The sequence below is a fragment of the Marinomonas transparens genome (genome assembly GCF_016463975.1).
Taxonomy (GTDB): Bacteria; Pseudomonadota; Gammaproteobacteria; order Pseudomonadales; family Marinomonadaceae; genus Marinomonas; species Marinomonas transparens.
The window spans coordinates 76,164-99,178 of sequence record NZ_JAEMNX010000021.1 but is presented as its reverse complement, the minus strand read 5'-3'; the positions used below and the strand labels follow the sequence as shown (position 1 = coordinate 99,178).

The window sequence follows — 23,015 nt, the reverse complement described above, 5'->3', positions numbered from 1 at the left end:
TCATGAGTGAATGGTTAACAGGTGCCATCGCCCGTGGGCAAGGTATTAGTGATTGGCTAGCACCAAAGCGAGCTCAAGCACTAGAGCTATTATCTCAAACTGCTTGGCCAACACGTAGAACAGAGGCATGGCGATATACGCCACTGCGTTCAGTGGAGCGTTCGATTGCAAAGGATCAAGTTCAAACAACTGGCTTGTCTCCTGTTGATATTGCTGACTTACACATGACCGAGTTGGTGTTTGTAAATGGTCGGTTTGATGTGCAGCAGTCAAGCAGTGAGCTACCAACAGGTCTTTCTATTGTCTTAGGTAGCGAGCTGAATAATGCCGATCAGGCTTTGGCGATCGAGCAATTTTCAAGCATTAAACCAAGTCGTCATTTATTTGGTTTGGTGAATGATGCGCTAGCAAGCGATGTCGTGGTGGTTGCTATTGCAGCTGGTGCAGACATTGAGAAGCCGATTCGCATTAGCTCATTGCTAAGCAGCGGAGCAGAGGCTCATACCCGAGTTCAAGTGAAGCTTGGTGATGGTGCGAAAGCGACGGTTATCGAAGATGTTCAGGCACAAGGCGATACCTTAAGCACGGCTTTTGTTGAATATGATATTGCTGATAATGCTCGACTTGAACATTACCGCTTTGCCCTACAAACCAACACCAATGTTGCCATTGGTGGTAGTCATTTCAACCTGAATAACAAGTCAAAAATGCACAGTACTATCGTGGCTTTTGGTAGTGATTTGTCGCGTTTAGATACCGATATTATCCATGCTGGTGAGTTCGCAGATGCTAAGCTGAATGCCATGTATTTATTGGATGGTAAAGAGCTGTTTGACCTTCACGCAACGGTTGAGCACGCTATGCCAAATGGCACCACAGAAGAAAATGTACGAGGCATTGTTGCTGACCGTGCTCGTGCGGTATTTAACGGTAGAATTCATATTCACCGTGATGCTCAAAAAACCTTGGCAGAGCTGAATAATCGTAACTTGCTGATGTCTGATAAAGCAGAAATTAATACCAAACCTGAGTTGGAAATTTACGCTGACGATGTGAAATGTGCCCATGGTGCGACCATTGCAGAAATTGATAAACAAGCTTTGTATTATTTGCAGACGCGTGGTGTTAGCCGTTCTAAAGCTCAGGTTATGCTCAACTTTGGGTTCATTAACGAGTTGATTGATTTAATGCCAAATGCGGCTCTTGCTGAGTGGGTTCGTCCTATTATTCGTGAGCGTTTTGCGCAGATGGAAGTAAAGTAAGCGAGAAAAAAATGAGCTTTGATGTAGCGGCGATCCGTGAGCAATTTCCGATTTTAAAGCGTGAAATCGATGGTAATCCATTAGTTTATCTCGATAATGCGGCGACGACTCAGAAACCACAATGTGTAATTGATGCCTTAGTTGATTATTACACGACATGTAATTCTAATGTGCATCGTGGGGCGCATCGTCTTGCGGATGAAGCAACACGGCGATTTGAAGCGGCGCGGGATATTGTCAAAGATTTCATTCATGCGCCGAAACGCGAAGAAGTGATTTGGACAACAGGCACAACAGAAGGCATTAATATTATTGCTAATGGCTTGAGTCAGCTTTTGTCTACAGGCGATGAAGTGATTGCCACTGGTATGGAGCATCACGCGAATTTGGTGACTTGGCAGCAGGCTTGCAAAGCGTCTGGTGCAACACTAAAAACGGTTCCTGTGACCGATGATGGTGAGCTGGATCAGACAGCGTATGAGGCCTTGTTAAATGAGCGGACTAAATTTGTTGCTTTTCCTCATGTTTCCAATGCATTAGGTACGGTTAATCCAGTTAAAGCCATGACGGCTAAAGCCAAAGAGTTTGGCGCTTGGGTGTTGATTGATGGTGCTCAAGGTGCGGCTCACTGTAAGGTGGACGTACAGGATATTGGCTGTGACTTCTATGTGTTTTCTGGCCATAAAATTTATGCTCCTATGGGTATTGGCGTGCTTTGGGGGCAGGCGTCTTTGCTAGAAAATTGGCCTGTTTGGCGTACTGGTGGCGAGATGATAGCTACTGTGACCTTGCAAAATGCCACATGGAATGTATTGCCTTATCGCTTTGAAGCGGGAACGCCTAACGTGGGTGATGCTATCGCGCTGGGCGAAGCAATTCGTTGGTTTAGTGCTCTAGATCACCATGCTGTTGTGGCTCATGAAAAGGCTTTATTAGATTACGCGACTGAATTGGCCGAGAACTTTGACGGTTTGACCATTATTGGTAATGCAAAGCATAAGATCGGTGTATTAAGCTTTGTAATGGATCAAGGACATCCAGCGGATATTGGCTTCTTGCTTGATCGGCAAGGGATTGCCATTCGAACGGGAGACCATTGTGCGCAGCCTTTAATGACGCGTTTTGGTGTCCCTGGAACCGCTCGTGCTTCTTTTTCTCTCTATAATACATTAGAAGAAGTTGATATTTTATTTGCCGCACTTAAAAAAGTGCGGTCCATGTTGGCTTAGGAGGTAGTGATGACAGCAACAACATTTGATCCTGTATCAAGCGTTTCTTTAACCGCTTCAGCGCAAAAATATTTTGCCTCTAAGTTAGTTAAGCAACCGGGTAAATTGATTCGTCTGAGTACTAAAGAAAGCGGTTGTACGGGCTTTGCTTATGTTTTGGATATGGTCGATAAAGCGGCCGATGATGATACTGTGCTGTCCTTTGGGAGTGTGATCTTTGCGGTCGATGCCCAGTCTTCGGTTATTCTTAAAGGCACTGAAATCGACCTTGTTCGCGAAGGCGTAAATGAAGTAGTGAAATTTAATAACCCTAACGTTGTGGCCGAGTGTGGTTGTGGCGAAAGCTTTAGTGTGAGTTAGTTCTGCATGCAAACAATGGTAGTAACACAGCGTGCATGTCCTGCGCGAAGGGTGCCGAGTGGCGAGCCTGTGAGTATTCCTGAAGGGCAGTTTATTACAATTAATCAAAGCTTGGGTGGAAATTATACCGTCACTTGGCAAGGTAACATGTTGCGAATTGATGGTACTGATGGAGAAGCAATAGGCCAGCAGCCAGAAGTTCTTGAGTTTGAAGATCTTGGCTCGGATTTAATTAGCGAAGAACAGGTTTGGCAGGCGATTGATACCGTATATGACCCAGAGATTCCAATTAGTTTAGTGTCCTTGGGGTTGGTTTATAAGGTGTCTTTAGATCAAGTAACTAAGTCTGTGCAAATTGATATGACCTTGACCGCACCGGGTTGTGGCATGGGGCCCGTCTTGGTTGGTGATGTGACATATCGTGTTGCTAAGGTTCCTAATGTGAAATCTGTGAAGGTCGAATTGGTATTTGATCCACCTTGGTCTAGAGAAATGATGAGTGAAGAAGCTCAATTAGAAGCCGGTTTGTTTTTTTAAGCGCTTCGCCTTATTGATATTTTTTTATACAATAGACTAATGCAGCAACGACTTTAGTGAATCCATTAAGGTCGTTTTCTTTTTTATAGCGAGGCCTTATGTCTTTACCTAGTACAGATGACATTATTGATGACATTTCTTTTTTTGATGATTGGGAAGATAAGTACAAATACATCATTGATCTTGGTAAGTCTTTGCCTGAGTTTGATGATGCATGGCGCACGCCAGAGCGATTAGTTAAAGGTTGTCAGAGTAGTGTGTGGATTCAGCCTAGCAGTCAGCAAGATGAACGTTATGGTGAAGTGTTAACTTTTTCAGTGGATAGTGATGCCATTATTGTGCGTGGCTTATTAGGGCTAGTATTGGCTGCTTATGATCAGAAAACACCGCAGCAAATTCTTGATTTTGATATTTCTAATTATTTTTCTGAGTTGGATTTGGAGCGCCATTTGAGTCCGACTCGTGGTAATGGCTTGCGTTCTATTGTTGGGCGTATTCAGAATATTGCACAGGCAGCGGCTTAGTTGTTGCTGGTGTTAGACGCTTCTGCTTTTTGTAAGACTCCCTTTTTATGGAGAAAGTAATGAACATTCCTGTCTATTTAGACAACTCGGCCACCACTCCTGTGGATCCAAGAGTGGCTGAAAAAATGATGGCTTGTCTAACTCAAGATGGTAATTTTGGGAACCCTGCTTCTCGTTCTCATTTATTTGGTTGGCGTGCAGAAGAGGCCGTTGAAGAAGCTCGACTTCAGGTGGCTCAGCTTATTGGTGCGGATACTCGTGAAATTGTTTGGACTTCTGGCGCAACAGAAGCGAATAATTTGGCTTTAAAGGGGGTGGCTTATGCTTATCGTCAAAAAGGCCGGCATATTGTTACCTCCATGATTGAGCACAAAGCTGTATTGGATCCTTGTAAGCAACTTGAAAAAGAAGGCTTTGAAGTTACCTATTTACAGCCGGATTCCCATGGGATGATTTCTCCTGCACAACTGGAAGAGGTGTTGCGTGAAGATACTATTTTAGTGTCTTTAATGCATGGCAATAACGAGTTAGGGGTATTGACGGATATTGCCGCGATTGGTGAGTTAACACGTCCACGAGGCATTTTTCTGCATGTCGATGCTGCGCAGACGACGGGGAAAACCGCTATTGATATAAATGCGATGAAAGTTGATCTGATGTCTTTAACGGCACATAAGACCTATGGGCCGAAAGGCATTGGGGCTTTGTTTGTAAGGCGTTCACCAAAAATCAAATTGGAAGCGCAAATTCACGGTGGCGGTCATGAACGTGGCATGCGCTCTGGTACTTTGGCGACGCATCAAATTGTCGGTATGGGGGAAGCCTTTCATTTGGCCGGTCAGGAAATGGCAACGGATTGCGCGCGAATAGTAGAGCTACGTAAACGCTTGTGGTCATCTTTGAGTGAGCTATCTGGTGTGTACTTAAACGGTGATTCAGATAATAGGGTTGCAGGGGTGATTAACGTTGGTTTTGCGGATGTAGATGGTGAAGTTTTGTTGATGTCTTTGAGCGATATTGCTGTCTCGTCTGGATCCGCTTGTACTTCGGCAAGTTTAGAGCCTTCTTATGTATTACGTGCGATTGGTTTATCAGATGATTTGGCGCACAGTTCGTTGAGGTTATCAGTTGGGCGCTTTACTACCCAAGAAGAGGTCGATTTTGCGGCAGAGACGATTAAAAATGCCGTCAAGCTTTTGAGATCTTCTGTATAAATTAGAAAAACCTCTCTTTTATAGAATTATGCCTAATTAATGTTCGTTTGAGCATACAATTTTAGCGAATTGATGGGTATAATCCACGCGCTGAACTTTTATGTCTCGGGCCATGTAGAACATCGCCCATTTTAATTAATTTTGGAGTTATACCATGGCGTTAGAACGCACTTTATCTATCATCAAACCTGATGCTGTTGCAAAAAATGTAATTGGCGAAATCTACACTCGTTTTGAACGTGCAGGCTTCAAAATTGTTGAAGCTAAAATGATTCAACTGGATGACGAATTGGCTGGCGGTTTCTACGCCGAGCATAAAGAGCGCCCTTTTTATAAAGATTTGGTTGCTTTCATGACTTCAGGTCCTGTGGTTGTTTCTGTTCTTGAAGGGGAAGGCGCTGTTCTTCGTCACCGTGAACTAATGGGGGCTACTAACCCTAAAGAAGCCGCTGCTGGTACTTTGCGTGCAGATTACGCTGAGTCTATTGATGCTAATGCTGTACACGGTTCTGATTCTGTGGAATCCGCTGCACGTGAAATTGCTTACTACTTCGGTAAGTAATTGACAGAAAGGACTTTTATGTCCATCTGATATTGTAAAAGCGGGCTTAAGCCCGCTTTTTGTCAGAGGCTTCTGAAAAGGTTTGGCTTTTTCAGAAGCTTTTTTCGTTTACACTTAATGCTATTAACGGCAAGTGATCTTTACTATGACAGACATTAAAAAAGTAAACCTGTTGGGTTTATCTCCAGAGAAATTAATTGAATTCTTCGAGTCTATTAACGAGAAGAAATTCCGTGCGACTCAAGTGATGAAATGGATTCATCAAAAGGGCGCGGAAAGCTTTGAGGAGATGACCGATGTTAGTAAAGTTTTGCGAGCTAAGTTAGAGCAGGTTTGTGAGATTCGAGCGCCAGAAATTGTTTCGCAAAATATTTCCTCTGATGGTACGAGAAAATGGATTATTCGTACTGAAGGTGGCAATAATGATTGTGTTGAAGCGGTACTTATTCCGGATGGCAATAGGGCGACTTTATGCGTTTCTTCACAGGTGGGTTGTTCTTTGGATTGTAGTTTTTGCTCAACAGGTAAGCAGGGTTTTAATCGTAATCTAACCCCAGCAGAAATTATTGGTCAGGTTTGGATTGCGATCAAATCATTTGGCCCTATGGATCCCAATGGTCCTCGTCGTGTGACCAATGTTGTGATGATGGGGATGGGTGAACCTTTAATGAACTTTGAACCTGTTGTTGATGCCATGATTTTGATGATGCATGACCATGCTTATGGCTTGTCGAAGCGTCGTGTTACCTTGAGTACATCAGGTGTCGTTCCTAAGATATACGAATTGGTGAAGCGTACTGATGTTTCGCTGGCGATCTCGTTGCATGCACCAAATAATGCTTTACGTGATCAGTTGGTGCCCATTAATAAAAAATATCCAATCGCTGAGTTACTTGAAGCCTGTCAGCACTATTTAGTTAACTTGCCTGATAAGCGTCATATCACCATAGAATACACCATGATGTCTGGCGTGAATGATATGGAAGAGCAGGCTTATGAACTGGCTGAGTTGCTTAAAGATTTGGAATGCAAGATTAACTTGATCCCATTTAATCCATTTCCACATTCAGGTTATGAGAAACCCTCTAATAATCGTGTACGTCGTTTTCAGAAAGTCTTGGCGGATGCTGGTTATACCGTGACAGTTCGAACCACTCGTGGGGATGACATCGATGCAGCTTGTGGGCAGCTGGTAGGGGATTTCCATGATAAAACCCGCCGTAGCCAAAAATATATCGAGCTACGTGAAATTAAAAGCTAATGATTAAGCTTTTATATATGACATGGATGTCTGTATGCGCTTATTGTTATTTTGTGTTCTTATTTTTGTGGCCGCTTGTTCTTATCGGTCATCACCAACATCGGCTGTCTTTTCTGATTCGCAGCGCTTACTTCTGATCCAAACTCATCTTTTATTAGGTCAATGGCCCTTGGCTAAGGGGCAGCTTGAGCAAATTAGAGAATCGGCTCGGGGGATAGAATATTGGCGATTACTGAGCTTGTATTGGTTGAGCATTGATCATATTGAACAGGCTTTGTTAATCCATAAGGAAGCGCTAATTGAGTTTCCTGATGATGATTTTTTGCTGAATAATTATGGTGTTTTGTTAGGGCAAAAAGAGCATTGGAAGGAGGCTTGTGAGTCGTTTAAAAAAGCATATCAAAACGGTGTTTCGAAACGTCAGTCTGTAAGTGTTAACCTCTCTAGATGTGCGATACGTCAGAATGATGTAAATTTAGCGAAGATCTACCTAAAACAGGCAAAAGAAATTGATGATTTGCCTCTGATTGGTTTGATGACAGAGCTCAATCTTGTTTTAATACAGGGTAACAAGGATAAGGCTCGCCTAATTTTTAATAATATTCAGGCCAATGAAAAAAATGTCCGAAAATCAGGATATTTTGATGAATACAATTGTCTGTCGCGGCATTTAACTGCACGCGAGATTGACCCTACACTGTATCCATCTGCGAGCAATTTTACCTGCCTGAATAATTCAAGGTATTGACATGACAACTGAACTTCAAACTGATGCTCCTGAGAATGTAATTGACGTTTCTGATAACATTGCTGACGCTCCTGAAAACACAACCAGCGTAGAAAAAATTAATGTTGGGGAGAGATTAAAAGCTAAACGGATAGAGCTAGGGTTTGATGAGAGACGTGTTGCTAATGAATTGAAAATCACGATTGAACAGGTTAGAGCGTTAGAGGCTAATAATTTTAGCTATTTTCGTTCAGTAACTTTTTCAAGAGGTTTTCTGAAAAGCTATTGCCGTCTATTGGAACTAGATGCAGCAGAAATCATTAATGCTTTTGACAATGAACAGATGGCGGTCGAGCCCACCATTAAACCTATCAATAAAGTGAATAGGCAAACCCATCTTGGTGACCCTATTATTATCGTTATATCCGTTGTGATTGTTGCTGTTTTAATATTTCTTGCCTTTTGGTGGCCCGCAACCTCGATTGACGGTGTAACGACGGTTGCTAAGCATGACGTTGTTGAGGTAACTGAACCTGCCGCAACAGCAACTGAGGCGGGGCCCCCTGAAGCGCTCGAAGCCCCTATTGTTGATTCAGTGAGTTCAGAGACGAATGCTTCGGCTTCTGAAGAGCTTGTGTCCACACCTAAATCTATATTGGAAATTGAAACTGCGACAGCTGAAGCACCTCAGGTAACTTCATCTACTAATGATGTTGTGACTGGGCTTTCTGCAGAAACTAAGGCGATTTTTGAAGACGCTGGCGTGAATGTGGATGATGTTGTTCGAGCAACAGAAGAAGCGGAGACTAAAGGCGTTGTGTTAGCACCTCAAGAGCCTGCTTATGGTGATGATATTGTGATTGCTTTTGATGCCGATTGTTGGAGTGAGATTCGCGACAGTACAGGTAAGATTTTGTATTCTGGAGTGAAATCCGCAGGCACTAGATTAGAGCTGACTGGAATTGCGCCATACCGTGTGGTACTGGGTTTTGCTAAAGGCGTGTCATCTTTGCAATACAAAGGTAAAGCGTTCGATTTTTCTTCTTTTACACGTCAAGATTTGGCTCGATTTGAGCTCAAGTAGAGATTTTTATGCATTTTGAATCACCTATAAAACGCCGCCAGTCTCGCCAAATTATGGTGGGCGACGTCCCTGTTGGCGGTGGTGCGCCAATTAGTGTTCAAAGTATGACGAACACAGAGACCTGTGATGTTGATGCGACAGTGGCTCAAATACGTGCCATAGCAGATGCTGGTGCAGACATAGTGCGTGTATCTATTCCCTCTATGGATGCGGCAGAAGCGTTTAAAAAAATACGTGAAGAAGTATCTATCCCCTTAGTTGCTGATATTCATTTTGATTATAAAATTGCCCTAAAAGTCGCCGAGTATGGTGTCGATTGTCTGCGAATTAACCCAGGTAATATTGGTAACAAGGACCGGGTGCGTGCGGTTGTTGATTGCGCACGAGATAAAAATATCCCTATTCGCATTGGTGTAAATGCTGGGTCATTGGAAAAAGATCTACAGAAAAAATATGGCGAGCCAACACCTGATGCCTTAGTTGAGTCCGCTTTTCGTCAAATTGAATATTTTGACGAATTAGATTTTCATGAATATAAATTGAGTCTAAAAGCGTCTGATATTTTTATGACGGTAGAGGCTTACCGAAAAATTGCGAGCCAAATAGATAACCCACTCCACTTAGGTATTACAGAAGCGGGTGGTTTGCGCTCTGGTACTGTGAAGTCTTCTATTGGTCTTGGCTTGTTGTTAATGGATGGCATAGGCGATACTTTGCGTGTCTCTTTGGCCGCCGACCCAGTTCAAGAAATTAAAGTCGGTTGGGATATGTTACGCAGTCTCAAACTGCGTAATCGTGGTATTAACTTTATCGCTTGCCCTAGTTGTTCACGGCAGAACTTTGATGTCATTAAAACCATGAACCAGCTAGAAGAGCGTCTTGAAGATGTGGTTATTCCTATGGATGTGGCGGTGATTGGCTGTGTAGTGAATGGACCTGGTGAAGCGAAAGAAGCTGATATTGGTTTGGCAGGTGGCTCGCCGAATAATTTGATTTATCAAGATGGTAAACCAAACAATAAAACGAAAAATGAAACATTAGTCGATGATTTAGAAAAAATGATTCGAGATAAAGCCGCTATTAAAGAGCGTGAGCTGGCAAATATCATCGCAAAAGTTTAAGGATCCATTGTGGCACGTAAAATTCAGGCGATTAGGGGGATGAACGATATTCTTCCTGAGCAATCTTCAGTTTGGCAGTATTTAGAAAAAACTGTTGCTGATGTAGTTAAATCTTATGGTTATCAACAGATTCGCTTTCCTATTGTAGAGAATACGGACTTATTTAAACGCGGTGTCGGTGAGACCACTGATATTGTTGAAAAAGAAATGTATACCTTTGATGATCGTAATGGCGAGTCTTTAACGTTACGTCCAGAGGGAACGGCAAGTTGTGTCCGTGCAGCCGATCAAGCTGGCTTGTTATTTAACCAAGTACAGCGTCTATGGTATACCGGCCCTATGTTTCGTTATGAACGTCCTCAAAAAGGCCGCTATCGTCAGTTTCATCAGATTGGCGTTGAATCCTTCGGTATGGCAAGCGCTGATATTGATGCAGAGCTCATTCTTCTGTCCGCCCACTTGTGGAAAAAACTGGGTTTGCTTGAGCATGTTGAGTTGCAACTGAATACCATTGGTCTGGCTTCCGAGAGAGAAACCTATAAAGCGGCATTAGTCGAATACTTAACGCAATTTAAGCAAGAGTTGGATGAAGACAGTCAGCGCCGCTTGATTACCAATCCGTTGCGCATCTTAGATTCAAAAGATGAGAAAACGCAAGCTGTGTTGCAAGGGGCTCCTAGTCTTGAGGATTTTATTGGTGACGAATCTCAAAGCCATTTTGAGCGTTTGAAAGCGATTTTGACGGCAAATGGCATTTCTTATGTGGTCAATTATCGTCTTGTTCGTGGTTTGGATTATTACGGCAAAACCGTCTTTGAATGGGTAACCCGTCACCTTGGTTCGCAAGCAACGGTTTGTGCTGGTGGTCGCTATGATGGCCTAGTTGAACAATTAGGCGGCAAAGCGACACCTGCGGTTGGTTTTGCGATGGGAGTAGAACGTTTAATCCTATTGCTTGAAACTTTGAACCTAGTTCCTGATGACGCGAAGTTTTCAATCGACATATTTGTTGTCAGCTTTGGTGATGAAGCCGACGTCGCCTCTTCTGTTTTAGCGGAACAACTAAGAGCAGCAGATAATGATTGGGTTGTATTACGCCACTGTGGCGGTGGTAGCTTTAAGAATCAAATGAAAAAAGCTAATAATTCTGCGGCCCGTTTGACTGTGATTTTAGGTCAGGAAGAAGTAGAGCAGGGCATTTGCCAAATAAAAGACATGTTATCTGGTGAGCAGGAGTCCCGCCAGCTTGAGTCTGTTGCTGATTATATTAGTGCAAAACTAGAAAACTTGAATAAAAAACAATCGAATTAAAAGTAGCGCTGTTCTCTATAGGTAGAGAAGGTGCCTGAATAAGGAATGAAAAGTGTCGGAATTAAAGACTGAAGAAGAACAAATTGAAGCCTTTAAAGCTTGGTGGAAAAAGAACGGTGTTGCCTTGATTTTGGCCGTTGGTGTCGGTGTTGGTGGCTATTTTGGTTGGCAAGCTTGGAAAACTAACGAAGCAAATCATACGGCGGAAGCGTCTGCTTTGTACCAAGATTTAGTGCAAGCCGCAGCGGATTTGAAAGATGAAAATAATCTTAAAACGGTTACCTTTATTGCTAAGCAATTAAGCGATGAATATAGCGATACCGGTTATGCTATGTTTGGGCAGCTATTTGTTGCTCGTGTGGATGCTTATCAGGGAAATTACGATGAGGCAATTAAAGCATTAGATAAGGCCATCGCGGAAACTGAAGATACTTCTTTTATTGCTATTGCCAATTTGCGTATCGCTCGTTTGATGCTGCAAAAGCAAGATTTTACGGCGGCGATGGCGCAATTGGAAAAAGTTTCTGAAGATGAATTTTCTGTTCAAAAACAGGAACTTATAGGTGATATTTCATTGGCACAAGGTAAGCGTGACGATGCCCGTGTTGCCTATGAAAAAGCCAGTGAAGCATTGGGAGCGGGTGCAAATCATCCGTTGCTTGATATTAAATTGAAGGACTTGGTGAAAGGCTAACTATGAGTAAGTCATTTTTCGCAAGCATGTTGTTAGCTGTCTTGATTATTCAAGGCTGTTCTAATGCTCGTCCCGCTTTGCCCTCTCCACCCGCGATTGATAGTGAAGTAGATTTACGAACCTCATGGCGTACCAGTGTAGATAGTAACTTCGGTGAGTCCAGTGAACGTTTTAATTTGGTTGCTGGAAATGGGTCTGTATTTTTTGTGACTGATAAAGGTTCGGTTTATCAAGTTTCTCAAGAAAATGGAAAAAAACAGTCCCATATTGAAACTGACTATGAGCCAAGTGCAGGCGTGACGTTAAATGGTGATACGCTTTATTTCGGCACTTATAACGCCGAGTTAGTGGCAATATCATTGTCGAAGAAGGCCGTATTGTGGGAAGTGCCATTAAGTTCAGAAGTGCTTGCTGAAGCGGCTTATGCAGCAGGTAAATTAGCGGTACAAACAACAGACGGTTGGTTAAGTGTTCATGATGCTGTAACGGGTGATAGCTTATGGCGTGCTAAAGAAGACTTACCTTCTTTGACCGTGCGTGGTACCAGTGCACCTGTTATTAGTAATGGTAAGGTGATTGCTGGCTATGCTGATGGTAAGGTTAAGGCATTTGATTTGCAGACGGGTAATAACCTCTGGTCTTACGAAGTTGGCAAAGCAGAAGGGCGCTATGAAATTGAGCGTTTGAGCGATGTCGATGGTCGTCTAGTGGTAAAAGGTGGCATTGTCTATGCTGCTGCTTATAATGGCACCCTGGTAGCGCTTTCTGTGGCAACAGGTCAGTTGGCTTGGCAGCGAAATATTCCAAGTTCTGTTGGTGTGGCTGTGCAAGATGATTTATTGGTTGTGACTGATATGAGCAGTAAAGTGATTGCTTTAAATGCTAAAAATGGGTCGCAGGTATGGGAAAATGATACACTGGTTGACCGTGATCTTATTACCCCAGAATTCTTTCAAGATTATGTCGCTGTGATGGATCGTGGTGGTTATGTCCATCTACTTGATCTGAAAACGGGTGAAGTGAAGGGCCGTAGATTAGCGGATAATGATGTCCCACCAGGTGGTCGTATGCTCTCCATTGGTGAGCAGTTATTTATATTGACGCCCAATGATGATGTGACTGCATTACATTACTGAAATCGATTTCCGACTTCTTTTAGCGATTTTAAAAGGCTGCCATCCCCATAGTGGGGATGGCAGCCATTTTGTATTTTATAGGTAAAAAAATGATTCCAGTTATTGCATTGGTAGGTAGACCCAATGTTGGCAAATCAACTCTCTTCAATCAATTGACGAGATCTCGTGATGCTTTAGTTGCCGATTATCCAGGCTTAACTCGTGACCGTAAATACGGTGACGGCAAGCTTGGTGAGCATGAATTTATCGTTATTGATACTGGTGGTATTAGTGGCGATGAACAAGGTATAGATGAAAAAATGGCGCGTCAGTCATTGTTGGCGATTGAAGAGGCGGATGCCGTTTTGTTTCTGGTTGATGGTCGCCATGGTTTAAATCCTGCGGATGAAATGATTGCTAATCATTTGCGCCGTTCAAATAAGCCAGTCTCTTTGGTGGTGAATAAAACCGATGGGATTAATGAAGACATTGCTTTGGCTGATTTTTATTCTTTAGGTCTTGGGGAGTTGCATCCTATTGCGGCGTCCCATGGCAAAGGGGTGCATGTATTAATTGATAAAGTGATGCTGCCATTTGCCGAGCAAGTTGAAGAGGCCAAAAACCAAATTAACTTAGAGTCGAAGGGGATTCGTATTGGTGTTGTTGGTCGTCCAAATGTAGGTAAATCAACATTGGTAAACCGTATGCTGGGTGAAGATCGAGTTGTGGTTTATGACATGCCTGGTACTACCCGTGACAGTGTTTATATTCCTTATATTCGTCACGATAAAGAGTACACATTAATTGATACTGCAGGTGTACGTCGTCGAAAACATGTTAAGGAAGCCGTAGAAAAATTCTCTATCGTTAAAACCTTGCAAGCGATTCAAGATGCTAACGTCGTGATTGTTGTCATAGATGGTCATGAAGATTTAGTAGAGCAAGATCTACACATGATTGGCTATGTATTAGATGCGGGCCGTGGTGTTGTTATTGCTATTAATAAATGGGATGGACTGCAAAAAGACGAGCGTGAACATATTAAAAGTGAAGTAGAGCGTCGTTTAGGTTTTGTGCCTTACGCTAAGGTGCATTACATCTCTGCTTTACATGGTACGGCGGTTGGTGACTTATACGATACTATCGAGAGCACTTATGAGTCTTGTTACGCTAAATGGTCAACAAATCGCCTAACGCGTATTTTAGAAGATGCCGTAGCTGAGCATCAGCCGCCTATGGTAAATAGTCGGCGGATTAAACTTAGGTACGCCCACCAAGGGGGCTCTAATCCTCCACGTATTGTGGTGCATGGTAATCAGACAAATTCTTTACCAGGTAGCTATAAGCGCTATTTGGAGAACAAATTCAGAACCGTATTAAATATCACTGGTACGCCGATTAGCTTTGAATTTAAGTCTTCTGAGAACCCATTCGCACCGAAGAAGAAATAGCTTTCCTTGTTATAAAAATCCCCGCTTACTTTCATTTAGCTAAAGGTTTGCGGGGATTTTTTTGCTTGAATACTTTCCTATGAGTAGCCAATTCTATTTATTTCCTAATAAGGATATCTCAAATGCTTTTTTTATTTATTTTGGAATAATGGTGTCATTTTAGATAGCTCATCGTTTTTTCATTTTTTTTTCACTAAACTCTCGCAGTCAAATAATGAGGTTCACATGTTTATTCTGCGTAGTTTTATTTATCTATTTTTGGTAGCGGGCGTAGCTCAGCTTATTTCTCTAGAAGGTTATCGAGTAATGACGTCTGCTCAGTACAATGAGCATAGTGTCACTGAGCATCTGCAAGACATATTTACCTTTTTCAGTAGTCTGCTTTTTTTATATGCCGCTAAATTAGATGCTAGGTTAAGAGTTGCGTCTACTCTATTGTCTGCACTACTAGCAATGATGTTTATTCGTGAATCTGATTCTTTATTGGACCTTTATCTTTTTGACGGGGCTTGGCAAACCCTCATCAGCTTTATTTTTCTGACCATTCTGGTGTTTCTGTGGGGGCAGTTTTCTTCTATCTATGCTTCTATGAAGCTTTACTCTGAGCAGGCTTGTTTTGGTACTTTTTTGGCAGGAATGGTGACTCTGTTAGCTTTTTCTCGTCTGATGGGGCGAGGGTCTTTTTGGGAAGCTGTGATGGGAAGTGGTTATATTCATACGGTAAAGAATATCGTTGAAGAAGGCATCGAAACCTTAGGCTATACACTCATCTTCATTTCAGCAGTTGAGTTGGTTGTATTGTGTATTAGCCAGAAAAGACAATTGACCTCAATTATTCAAGATTAATTATTTCATCTCTATACCCATTTAATAAAACGCTTCATATTAAGGCCAATATGAAGCGTTTTGTTAAGGTCGTGGCTTATTATCTTGTTCTTGCTTTAGGTTTTCGACGTTTTGTTGTTCTACTAGGTTCTGGTGAAGAACGCCCTGCTGTTACTGTTGTCACATTACTTTTATGCTTCTTACGGCGGGCTTTTTCTGTCGCAGTATTTTTTGCTATGGTCGGACGATTTGAGGTATGGGATGCCCCTATTGCTTGACCCGGTTTGGTTTTTTGAGGACGGCGAGGTACTTGAATGTCCTTGTCGGCGGAGGGAACCAGTTTGTTTCCACTATCGCCAATAAGGTCTGGTCGGCCCATTTGAATCAAAGTATTACGCAGGTCCTTCCAGTTGCTTGGATCATGATAGCGTAAGAAGCCCTTCTGTACCGTGCGCTGCTTATGATCTTTCGGCGTATAAACGTCCTCACTTTTGTAAGTCACAGGCTTCAATGGGTTTTTTCCTGAGTGATACATGGCGGTTGCCAGTGACATGGGGGAAGGGTAGAAGGTTTGTACCTGATCTGGTTTGAAGTCGTTGGTTTTTAACCACAGAGCTAGGTTCATCATATCTTCGTCAGAACTACCCGGATGCGCGGCAATAAAGTAAGGAATCAAGTGCTGTTTTTTACCGGCTTCTTTTGAATACTTATCAAACATGCGTTTGAAGCGATCATAAGTTCCCATACCCGGTTTCATCATTTTTGACAGGGTATCTTTTTCTGAGTGCTCAGGAGCAATTTTTAAAAGGCCGCCAACGTGGTGAGTTACCAGCTCTCGTACATATTCTGGGTCTTCAACTGCTAGGTCGTAACGCAAGCCTGAGGCGATGGATACTGTGTGAATGCCTTCTACTGCTCTGGTTTTACGGTATAACTGAGTGGTTGGACTGTGGTCAGTATTAAGATTTGAACAGATTGTGGGGTACACACAAGACAGTTTACGACATGATGCTTGGATTTCGTCGTCCTTGCAGTTCAAGGTATACATGTTTGAAGTGGGGCCGCCAAGATCCGAAATATGGCCAGTAAACCCTGGTACTTTTGCCTTGATATCTTCGATTTCATTCAAGATGGATTCATGTGAGCGAGATTGAATCACACGACCTTCATGCTCTGTAATCGAGCAAAAGGTACAGCCGCCAAAACAACCGCGCATGATATTGATTGAGGTTTTGATCATGTCATAGGCAGGAATGCGGGCTTTTTGGTACTTAGGGTGCGGAACGCGAGCATAAGGTAAATCGAATACGCCATCCATTTCCGGTGTTTCTAGAGGAATTGGTGGCGGGTTAACCCAGATTTCTTTTTTGCCGTGTTTTTGAATCAAGGCGCGTGCGTTGTGTGGGTTTGACTCAAGGTGCAAAATACGTGAAGTATGCGCGTACAACACAGGGTCTTTCGAGACCTTTTCGAAAGAAGGGATGCGGATATAAGTCTTATCTGGGTCAAGCTTTTCGCCACGCCGTAAAGGCGCAGGAATGACTCGAATCGGCATCACATCACTGTCCTTTTCGTCTTTAGTTTGACACTTGCCTTCAGGAATGTATTCGTAAGGGCTGTAGATTTTCTCGACCTTACCAGGCCAATCAACGCGTGTTGAGTCTATTTCGGTAAAACCACCTGGAGGCGTGTCCCTGATAATGGTCGTACCACGAATATTGGTTAATTCTTTCATGGTTTTTCCCATCGCGAGCTCATGGGTTACATCAATGATTGCTCGTTCTGCGTTACCATAAAGTAGGATGTCAGCAGTAGAATCTATCAGTACAGAACGGCGTACTTCATTGCTCCAGTAATCGTATTGGGCAATACGTCTTAGGCTGGCCTCTATACCGCCGATCATCACGGGCACATCTTGGAACGCTTCTTTACAGCGTTGAGAATAGACTATCACTGCACGATCTGGGCGTTTTCCACCCGCGCCATAGGGTGTGTAGGCGTCGTCGTTACGAACTTTTAAATCCGCTGTGTAACGATTTATCAAGGAGTCCATGTTGCCAGCGGTGACACCAAAGTACAGGTTAGGGCGACCTAGGCGTTTGAAATCTTCTGCGTTACGCCAATCTGGCTGGTCGATAATACCTACACGGTAGCCTTGAGCTTCCAATAAACGCCCCATTACCGCCATGCCAAAGCTTGGGTGATCCACATAAGCATCACCAGTAACAATGATAACGTCACAACTATCCCAGCCTAATGTGTCCATCTCTTCACGAGAGGTTGGCAAAAAGGGTGAAACACCGTAACACTCGGCCCAATATGGTGGGTAAGAAAAGAGCTGTTTGGCGGTTTTATGTCGTTTGATCATTAGCTACTCTTGGTATCGGCGACTGGGCGATGGCATTGTCAAATGCCTAGTGTGAGATACATGGTTTATCGGTAAAAAATCGAGCGTTATTATCCCAGAAAAACAGTCAAGTATATAGCTCAATCAATATCGACTAACGCTTGGTGTTTTTAGGGAGTAATACGCCATACTGTTTCATTGAAAAATTGATAGTTACCTTCTTTATATTGTGGGTTAGTTTGTGCTAAATCTTCGGAGGCTATTTTTTGAATGTTATTTCCCCACATGGTCATAACGCTTTGCTCATCGACCGAAAATGGTGGGCCTTGTTTGTCGCCTTCGTAATGTAAAGAGATTAGCAGTGTTGAAGCGGTTGGAGAGAGTCTTGATAAGGTGTGAGCGACATAATCCGCTCGTTTTGACTCCGGCATAGCGACCATGGCTGCTCGGTCATAGCAGGCATCAAAATTATCCTCGCTGAAGAGAAAATAATCGCCTTCTACGATGCGTAATGGCAAGTCGAGAACAGTATGGATTTTCAACTCACCTTCTTGGTGGGTTTCGTAGGACAAATCGTTATCGCCTAAAAACTGTACCACTGCCAGAGAGGAAAGCTCAACGCCCGTAACCTGATAGCCTTGTTCTGCTAGCCAAATCATGTCATTTGATTTGCCACATAAGGGCACAAGAACTTGGCTTCTTTGAGGGAGTATTGGCCAAAACTCGATAAGGCGTGGATGGACCCCCTCTTTATGGAAACCAATTTGACCTGCTTTCCAGCGATCTAACCAGAATTCATTTGTAATCATGGTTGCCTCATTAAAATCTGCTATTTTAAATGTTTAAGCTTTCTTTTGTTATCTTCTAGATTCAATATTAAAGTACACAGTATAGACATAGACGGAACTTTTACAGTGCCCATTTCGTCTAGTTTTACCTACAGATTACTTCATTTTTAGGTCGGAATTGTTATGACTTTAGAAAACGCTCCAAATCACATCCAGCTCGCTGTAGATTTAATCGAATTGCTCGAAACAAATGATGTTGAACCTAAAGTTGCGGTTGATGCTTTGGTTTTGGTGTTAAAGGACTTCCAAAGTAAACTCGACGTTAAGGTAGACCCATTAGAAAAGAAATAGTTTACTTAGATTTGGTTGTTTTATCGCAAACGAAAGTAATAAAAAATGTTCCTTTGGGTCAAGCGAATTGCTGTTTTGGCAGTGGCACGGAAAATGTGAGGTAGTAGCATGTCGGTAAAACCAAATATGCAGTTGATGGCTTCTTATAACCAATGGATGAACCGAGCCATTTATCAAGCCGCTACTCAATTAGAGGATGCGGACCTTAGAGAAGATAAAGGGGCTTTCTTTAGGTCGATATTGGGAACCCTCAATCATAATATAGTAGGCGATATTATTTGGTTAAAACGCTTTGCTGATCATTTCACTACATTGTTTTGTCTTGATGGTGTTCGTACCTTAGAGAGGCCTGCTCGTTTAGACAGTGAGCTTTATGCAGATTTTAACGATTTGCAAGACATGCGTTTTCACTTGGATTTAGTAATCATAGAAATGATAGATGACCTCACCGATGGGATGCTTGCTTCACTGTTATTGTATAAAAACACCAAGGGTATTGCTCATTCACAATGTTTTGCTTTGGTTCTGCAGCACTTTTTTAATCATCAAACGCACCATAGAGGGCAAATAACCACTTTGCTGTCTCAAATGGGCCTTGATGTGGGAGCGACGGATTTAATTTTGACGATTCCGAACCAAATAGAACTGTGACCTCTTCAGTTTTGCCCCTATTCAAAGTATGAATCGGTATAATGTGCGAAATTTTTGTAGACGAGATGTATTTTGCACACACTTGCCCAACTTTGCAGTGGAGAGTTAAAGGGAATTACCCGACTTCAACTGTCTGAAAATCTAACCGAATTCCCATCTGATATTTTTGATCTTGCTGATAGCTTAGAAATTTTAGACCTGTCAAATAATGCGTTGAGTGAGTTGCCTGATGACTTGCCTCGCCTGACAAAATTGCGCATTTTATTCTGTTCGAATAATCGCTTTACTAAATTGCCAGAGGTTTTAGGGCAATGCCAAAATTTAGAAATGATAGGCTTTAAAAGCAACCAAATTTCTACTGTCTCTGAGGCATCTTTACCTGAGATTACTCGCTGGTTAATTTTGACAGACAATCAAGTGACATCATTGCCAGAAAAAATAGGTCAGCTGAAACGATTGCAAAAACTGGCCTTGGCGGGTAATCGTTTAACTTCTCTTCCTGCCGCCATGTCGAATTGTCAGAATCTTGAATTGATTCGTTTATCTGCTAATCAGCTGAAAACATTTCCTGATGTATTATTAGGCTTACCTCGTTTGGCTTGGTTGGCTTTTTCTGGCAACCCTTTTTGCACTGAGCGAGATACCCATCCCGAATTTAGAAGGGTTCAATCTAAAGACTTAGCTTGGCATCAGGTGCTTGGTCAGGGAGCCTCGGGTGTGATTTCTAAAGCCAGTTGGAGACATAATCAATACGCTTTTCCTGACCCTATTGCGGTGAAGGTGTTTAAAGGGGAGGTAACCAGCGACGGGTATCCGGAAGATGAGCTTGATGCTTGCCTCACAACGGGCAGCCATCCTAACTTGGTAAAGCCTTTAGCGAAAATCACAGAACAAGATTGCTCAGCTTTAGTGATGGAGTTGATCCCTGACAACTATACTAATTTAGGGCAACCGCCGAGCTTGGTCTCTTGTACCAGAGATACTTTTACCCAAGGGCAGTCTTTTTCAATTAATCAGATTGAAGTTATTATCCAGCAAATGGACAGCCTCGTAGAGCATTTTAGCGAGCGTTGCATAAGTCATGGTGATTTATATGCTCATAATGTACTGATTAATAAAGAAGATCATATATTGTTTGGCGATTTCGGTGCGGCTTCTAAATATGGTCATCTTACTGATAAGCAAAAACAAGGCATTAAAATGATAGAAAGGCGAGCGTTGGCCTTTTTTATTGATGATATGTTGGGCTTATGCATGGAAGAAGATAGAGCGGGTGGGCTTTATCAAACATTGAGTACTCGTCGGTTGAATTAGCCAACTCGTTGTAAATAAAAATCCCCTCTAATCATTAGAATAGAGGGGATTGCCGCTGTTTAAATTAAGTTTTAATTACAGTGCTTTGGCGTTCTCTGTTAGTTGGATTGCCTGATCGCAAGCATTTGCAAGCTCAATGCCTTTTTTCACAAAGTGGTGGCTAAAGTAATTTTTATGCTCGTCATGTTCGTGAAAATTATGGGGCGTGAGTACGGCAGTTAGTACTGGTACTTCCGTTTCCAATTGAACTTGCATTAAGGCACTGCAAACGGTTTGTGCCACAAAGTCATGACGATAAATACCACCATCCACGACCAATGCACTGGCAGCAATGGCGTCGTATTTTCCGCTTTTTGCTAATAGTTTCGCTTGTAGCGGAATTTCATAGGCACCCGGTACGGAAATGGTATCGATCAAGGACTCGTTGTAGCCACGAGAAATGAGTTCGTTTTTAAAACTTTTTACGGCGTTCATAACGATTTCTTCATGCCAAGCTGCATGAAAAATAGCAATACGTTTTGTTGCTGGTGTGAAATCAATGTGATTCGTTGAGCTCTGATTCATTGTAAATTCCTAAATAAAAGGTGAATCAGGGCGAACGGGCAGGCAAATATGCCATACTTAATGGCATACCTTTTACACGGAATAGCTGTATAGATACAACTCCGCTTGAGGTTTTGTCTGACACGCTCTCTATCATCCGGACTATCACCGTCGGCTCTGGAGTTACACCAGATCTGCTGACCCCATCAGGAAGAATCCCAATGGGCGCTCGCGGGCTTAGAAATAATATTTCCTTACCGCCGGTGGGGAGTTTCACCCCGCCCCGAGAACGAAATCGAAATATTCGATAGGGCGAAATATACGTGTTTTTGCTGGTGGATGTCAAAGCTTCATAGAGATATAAAGGTTGCCTCTCTTTTTTTGTTCTTTTCATTGATTCTGGACAAATGGCCTATAGAATAATCTGCTTGTCATATCGAAGTATATTGGGTGACTGTGTACGAAAGGAGCTTTATGTTAATGATAAAAATAACAAAAACTGGTTTCCAAAGTGTGCTTTTAAGTTCTGTTTTTTTAGGTTTGGTATCTTGTGGAACATCACAACATACTGATTTTTTAAATGAATTAGAGAATGAATCTGCGCTTGAAGAAGTTGAACAGACCAATGCGGCTTATTATTCATGTGATCAAAAGCCTTTGGTGGTTTATTTTCACGGCGATAAGGCAAATATTTTTTGGCAGCAAAAAAACTATCATCTTACTCAAGTTACAGGTGAATCTGGATCTCTGTTTTTGGGCGAAGAATTGTCATTTTGGGTGCAAGGTGGGCATGGTAGATTAGAGTTTTATAATATGGCTAACTTTAGGTGCCAGCTGCTTCATATAGAGTCCTGACCTGAGTAAATCTCACGTTAAGCCTTAGTGTTTTCATCACTCAAATACACAATCCGTGTACAATACTTGCCATTCGCGCCGTAGGGCGCTCGACTGTATGTAGAGACTGAATGAGCAAGTTATTTGTAATGGGCATGGGCCCAGGTGATTTGGGCTTAGTGGCGCCCAATGCGACAAAAGCCTTAAGCGCGTGTAGCGATTGGGTGGCTTATGGCTATTATCTGGATTTATTGGGGGAATTGAGCGAAGGCAAGACCTTCCACGATTTGCCTTTGGGTGAAGAGATCGGTCGCGCTCGTTTAGCGCTGTCTCTTGCGGCACAAGGTAAGGCCACGGCGCTCATTTCCAGTGGTGATATTGGTATTTATGCCATGGCCACCTTGGTGTTTGAATTACTGGATTTACAGCTACAGGGCAAAGAAAACCACCCTGAATGGTTGGATGTTGAGATTGAAGTCATCCCCGGTATTTCAGCCATGCAAGCCGGAGCAAGCCGAGTCGGTGCTATGCTAGGGCACGATTTTTGTACCATCTCCCTTTCTGATTTATTAACCCCTTGGGAAACCATAGACAAACGACTCCATGCTTGTGGTGCGGGGGATTTTGTTGTGTCTTTTTATAATCCAGTGTCGAAAAAACGTGACTGGCAGCTTAATCATGCCCGTGATGTGTTGTTGCAATATCGACCAGCGAGCACGCCTGTGATGATAGGTCGCCAGCTCACCCGCCCAGAAGAGGAGATTACCTTTACGACATTGGGCGAATTGGACGCGAAAGACGTGGATATGTTCACCATGGTGAGTGTCGGGAACGCCGATACCAAGCATATAGTGAATGGCGAGAAGCATTGGATTTATACGCCACGTGGTTATTCAAAAAAACTTTAGGT

General features: G+C 42.8%; 24 protein-coding genes and 1 riboswitch. Of the genes, 21 read left to right on the top strand and 3 right to left on the bottom strand.

The features are described 5' to 3' along the window. Positions 1–2: 2 nt before the first annotated feature. The 16 genes from sufD to I8J31_RS15985 all read left to right on the top strand — a co-directional run bounded on the left by sufD (position 3) and on the right by I8J31_RS15985 (position 15,298). The gene (gene sufD, locus I8J31_RS16060; protein ID WP_199469595.1) at positions 3–1,262 is read left to right on the top strand and encodes a Fe-S cluster assembly protein SufD; all 1,260 of its coding nucleotides are present in this window, start codon (positions 3–5) and stop codon (positions 1,260–1,262) included. Between the two features lie 11 nt (positions 1,263–1,273). Beyond that, a complete protein-coding gene (locus I8J31_RS16055; protein ID WP_199469594.1) occupies positions 1,274–2,491 on the top strand; it encodes an aminotransferase class V-fold PLP-dependent enzyme in 1,218 nt (405 codons plus the stop codon). Positions 2,492–2,500: 9 nt separating this feature from the next. Beyond that, on the top strand, positions 2,501–2,851 hold the full coding sequence (locus I8J31_RS16050; protein WP_199469593.1) for a HesB/IscA family protein: 351 nt from the start codon (positions 2,501–2,503) through the stop codon (positions 2,849–2,851). A gap of 6 nt (positions 2,852–2,857) precedes the next feature. Further along, positions 2,858–3,388, top strand: a complete 531-nt coding sequence (gene sufT, locus I8J31_RS16045) for a putative Fe-S cluster assembly protein SufT (protein ID WP_199469592.1) — start codon at positions 2,858–2,860, stop codon at positions 3,386–3,388. Between the two features lie 98 nt (positions 3,389–3,486). Further along, positions 3,487–3,912 (top strand): SufE family protein, encoded by a 426-nt coding sequence (locus I8J31_RS16040; RefSeq protein ID WP_199469591.1) that lies wholly within the window; start codon positions 3,487–3,489, stop codon positions 3,910–3,912. A 59-nt stretch (positions 3,913–3,971) separates the two neighbouring features. Next, a complete protein-coding gene (locus tag I8J31_RS16035; RefSeq protein ID WP_199469590.1) occupies positions 3,972–5,126 on the top strand; it encodes an IscS subfamily cysteine desulfurase in 1,155 nt (384 codons plus the stop codon). Between the two features lie 154 nt (positions 5,127–5,280). After that, a complete protein-coding gene (ndk, locus tag I8J31_RS16030) occupies positions 5,281–5,688 on the top strand; it encodes a nucleoside-diphosphate kinase (RefSeq protein ID WP_199469589.1) in 408 nt (135 codons plus the stop codon). 145 nt (positions 5,689–5,833) lie between these two features. Next, positions 5,834–6,949: a dual-specificity RNA methyltransferase RlmN gene (gene rlmN / locus I8J31_RS16025; RefSeq protein WP_199469588.1), complete on the top strand. Its 1,116-nt coding sequence runs from the start codon at positions 5,834–5,836 to the stop codon at positions 6,947–6,949. Between the two features lie 169 nt (positions 6,950–7,118). Then, positions 7,119–7,697 (top strand): hypothetical protein, encoded by a 579-nt coding sequence (locus tag I8J31_RS16020; protein WP_233402844.1) that lies wholly within the window; start codon positions 7,119–7,121, stop codon positions 7,695–7,697. Between the two features lies 1 nt (position 7,698). After that, positions 7,699–8,760 carry a RodZ domain-containing protein gene (locus tag I8J31_RS16015; protein ID WP_199469586.1) on the top strand — a complete coding sequence of 354 codons (1,062 nt, stop codon included), beginning with the start codon at positions 7,699–7,701 and terminating at the stop codon, positions 8,758–8,760. Positions 8,761–8,768: 8 nt separating this feature from the next. Further along, entirely contained in the window at positions 8,769–9,881 is a 1,113-nt protein-coding gene (gene ispG, locus I8J31_RS16010) for a flavodoxin-dependent (E)-4-hydroxy-3-methylbut-2-enyl-diphosphate synthase (RefSeq protein ID WP_199469585.1), read from the top strand. A 9-nt stretch (positions 9,882–9,890) separates the two neighbouring features. Further along, positions 9,891–11,192: a histidine--tRNA ligase gene (gene hisS, locus I8J31_RS16005; protein ID WP_199469584.1), complete on the top strand. Its 1,302-nt coding sequence runs from the start codon at positions 9,891–9,893 to the stop codon at positions 11,190–11,192. 52 nt (positions 11,193–11,244) lie between these two features. Further along, the gene (locus tag I8J31_RS16000) at positions 11,245–11,886 is read left to right on the top strand and encodes a YfgM family protein (RefSeq protein WP_199469583.1); all 642 of its coding nucleotides are present in this window, start codon (positions 11,245–11,247) and stop codon (positions 11,884–11,886) included. Between the two features lie 2 nt (positions 11,887–11,888). After that, positions 11,889–13,022 carry an outer membrane protein assembly factor BamB gene (gene bamB, locus I8J31_RS15995; RefSeq protein WP_199469582.1) on the top strand — a complete coding sequence of 378 codons (1,134 nt, stop codon included), beginning with the start codon at positions 11,889–11,891 and terminating at the stop codon, positions 13,020–13,022. 89 nt (positions 13,023–13,111) lie between these two features. Continuing rightward, positions 13,112–14,452: a ribosome biogenesis GTPase Der gene (gene der, locus I8J31_RS15990; protein WP_199469581.1), complete on the top strand. Its 1,341-nt coding sequence runs from the start codon at positions 13,112–13,114 to the stop codon at positions 14,450–14,452. Between the two features lie 225 nt (positions 14,453–14,677). Then, positions 14,678–15,298: a hypothetical protein gene (locus tag I8J31_RS15985; protein ID WP_199469580.1), complete on the top strand. Its 621-nt coding sequence runs from the start codon at positions 14,678–14,680 to the stop codon at positions 15,296–15,298. A gap of 79 nt (positions 15,299–15,377) precedes the next feature. Here I8J31_RS15985 and I8J31_RS15980 read toward each other — a convergent pair whose 3' ends face one another. Together I8J31_RS15980 and I8J31_RS15975 are read right to left on the bottom strand one after the other, a co-directional pair. Beyond that, positions 15,378–17,645, bottom strand: coding sequence for a YgiQ family radical SAM protein (locus I8J31_RS15980; protein WP_199469579.1), 2,268 nt, complete (start codon positions 17,643–17,645; stop codon positions 15,378–15,380). A gap of 149 nt (positions 17,646–17,794) precedes the next feature. Next, the gene (locus I8J31_RS15975; protein WP_199469578.1) at positions 17,795–18,433 is read right to left on the bottom strand and encodes a class I SAM-dependent methyltransferase; all 639 of its coding nucleotides are present in this window, start codon (positions 18,431–18,433) and stop codon (positions 17,795–17,797) included. Between the two features lie 162 nt (positions 18,434–18,595). Between I8J31_RS15975 and I8J31_RS15970 the strand changes: the two genes are divergently transcribed. The 3 genes from I8J31_RS15970 (at position 18,596) to I8J31_RS15960 (ending at position 20,728) form a co-directional block, all read left to right on the top strand. Then, positions 18,596–18,763, top strand: coding sequence for a DUF2496 domain-containing protein (locus I8J31_RS15970; protein ID WP_199469577.1), 168 nt, complete (start codon positions 18,596–18,598; stop codon positions 18,761–18,763). A gap of 108 nt (positions 18,764–18,871) precedes the next feature. Continuing rightward, a complete protein-coding gene (locus tag I8J31_RS15965; RefSeq protein ID WP_199469576.1) occupies positions 18,872–19,414 on the top strand; it encodes a DinB family protein in 543 nt (180 codons plus the stop codon). Positions 19,415–19,486: 72 nt separating this feature from the next. Further along, a complete protein-coding gene (locus I8J31_RS15960; protein ID WP_199469575.1) occupies positions 19,487–20,728 on the top strand; it encodes a leucine-rich repeat-containing protein kinase family protein in 1,242 nt (413 codons plus the stop codon). Between the two features lie 75 nt (positions 20,729–20,803). Here I8J31_RS15960 and I8J31_RS15955 read toward each other — a convergent pair whose 3' ends face one another. After that, positions 20,804–21,292 carry a 6,7-dimethyl-8-ribityllumazine synthase gene (locus tag I8J31_RS15955; RefSeq protein WP_199469574.1) on the bottom strand — a complete coding sequence of 163 codons (489 nt, stop codon included), beginning with the start codon at positions 21,290–21,292 and terminating at the stop codon, positions 20,804–20,806. Positions 21,293–21,412: 120 nt separating this feature from the next. After that, positions 21,413–21,566, bottom strand: a riboswitch (FMN riboswitch). A 185-nt stretch (positions 21,567–21,751) separates the two neighbouring features. On the opposite strand from I8J31_RS15955, the gene I8J31_RS15950 reads away from it, so the two are divergent. Further along, positions 21,752–22,126 carry an MliC family protein gene (locus tag I8J31_RS15950; protein ID WP_199469573.1) on the top strand — a complete coding sequence of 125 codons (375 nt, stop codon included), beginning with the start codon at positions 21,752–21,754 and terminating at the stop codon, positions 22,124–22,126. Positions 22,127–22,236: 110 nt separating this feature from the next. Then, positions 22,237–23,013, top strand: coding sequence for a precorrin-3B C(17)-methyltransferase (cobJ, locus tag I8J31_RS15945; RefSeq protein ID WP_199469572.1), 777 nt, complete (start codon positions 22,237–22,239; stop codon positions 23,011–23,013). Positions 23,014–23,015: the final 2 nt, after the last annotated feature.

Bases quoted from the DNA above. Each gene is read 5' to 3' on its own strand.
- sufD (WP_199469595.1), top strand. From the start codon at position 3: ATGAGTGAATGGTTAACAGGTGCCATCGCCCGTGGGCAAGGTATTAGT.
- I8J31_RS16055 (WP_199469594.1), top strand. From the start codon at position 1,274: ATGAGCTTTGATGTAGCGGCGATCCGTGAGCAATTTCCGATTTTAAAG.
- I8J31_RS16050 (WP_199469593.1), top strand. From the start codon at position 2,501: ATGACAGCAACAACATTTGATCCTGTATCAAGCGTTTCTTTAACCGCT.
- sufT (WP_199469592.1), top strand. From the start codon at position 2,858: ATGCAAACAATGGTAGTAACACAGCGTGCATGTCCTGCGCGAAGGGTG.
- I8J31_RS16040 (WP_199469591.1), top strand. From the start codon at position 3,487: ATGTCTTTACCTAGTACAGATGACATTATTGATGACATTTCTTTTTTT.
- I8J31_RS16035 (WP_199469590.1), top strand. From the start codon at position 3,972: ATGAACATTCCTGTCTATTTAGACAACTCGGCCACCACTCCTGTGGAT.
- ndk (WP_199469589.1), top strand. From the start codon at position 5,281: ATGGCGTTAGAACGCACTTTATCTATCATCAAACCTGATGCTGTTGCA.
- rlmN (WP_199469588.1), top strand. From the start codon at position 5,834: ATGACAGACATTAAAAAAGTAAACCTGTTGGGTTTATCTCCAGAGAAA.
- I8J31_RS16015 (WP_199469586.1), top strand. From the start codon at position 7,699: ATGACAACTGAACTTCAAACTGATGCTCCTGAGAATGTAATTGACGTT.
- ispG (WP_199469585.1), top strand. From the start codon at position 8,769: ATGCATTTTGAATCACCTATAAAACGCCGCCAGTCTCGCCAAATTATG.
- bamB (WP_199469582.1), top strand. From the start codon at position 11,889: ATGAGTAAGTCATTTTTCGCAAGCATGTTGTTAGCTGTCTTGATTATT.
- der (WP_199469581.1), top strand. From the start codon at position 13,112: ATGATTCCAGTTATTGCATTGGTAGGTAGACCCAATGTTGGCAAATCA.
- I8J31_RS15985 (WP_199469580.1), top strand. From the start codon at position 14,678: ATGTTTATTCTGCGTAGTTTTATTTATCTATTTTTGGTAGCGGGCGTA.
- I8J31_RS15980 (WP_199469579.1), bottom strand. From the start codon at position 17,645: ATGATCAAACGACATAAAACCGCCAAACAGCTCTTTTCTTACCCACCA.
- I8J31_RS15975 (WP_199469578.1), bottom strand. From the start codon at position 18,433: ATGATTACAAATGAATTCTGGTTAGATCGCTGGAAAGCAGGTCAAATT.
- I8J31_RS15970 (WP_199469577.1), top strand. From the start codon at position 18,596: ATGACTTTAGAAAACGCTCCAAATCACATCCAGCTCGCTGTAGATTTA.
- I8J31_RS15965 (WP_199469576.1), top strand. From the start codon at position 18,872: ATGTCGGTAAAACCAAATATGCAGTTGATGGCTTCTTATAACCAATGG.
- I8J31_RS15955 (WP_199469574.1), bottom strand. From the start codon at position 21,292: ATGAATCAGAGCTCAACGAATCACATTGATTTCACACCAGCAACAAAA.
- I8J31_RS15950 (WP_199469573.1), top strand. From the start codon at position 21,752: ATGATAAAAATAACAAAAACTGGTTTCCAAAGTGTGCTTTTAAGTTCT.
- cobJ (WP_199469572.1), top strand. From the start codon at position 22,237: ATGAGCAAGTTATTTGTAATGGGCATGGGCCCAGGTGATTTGGGCTTA.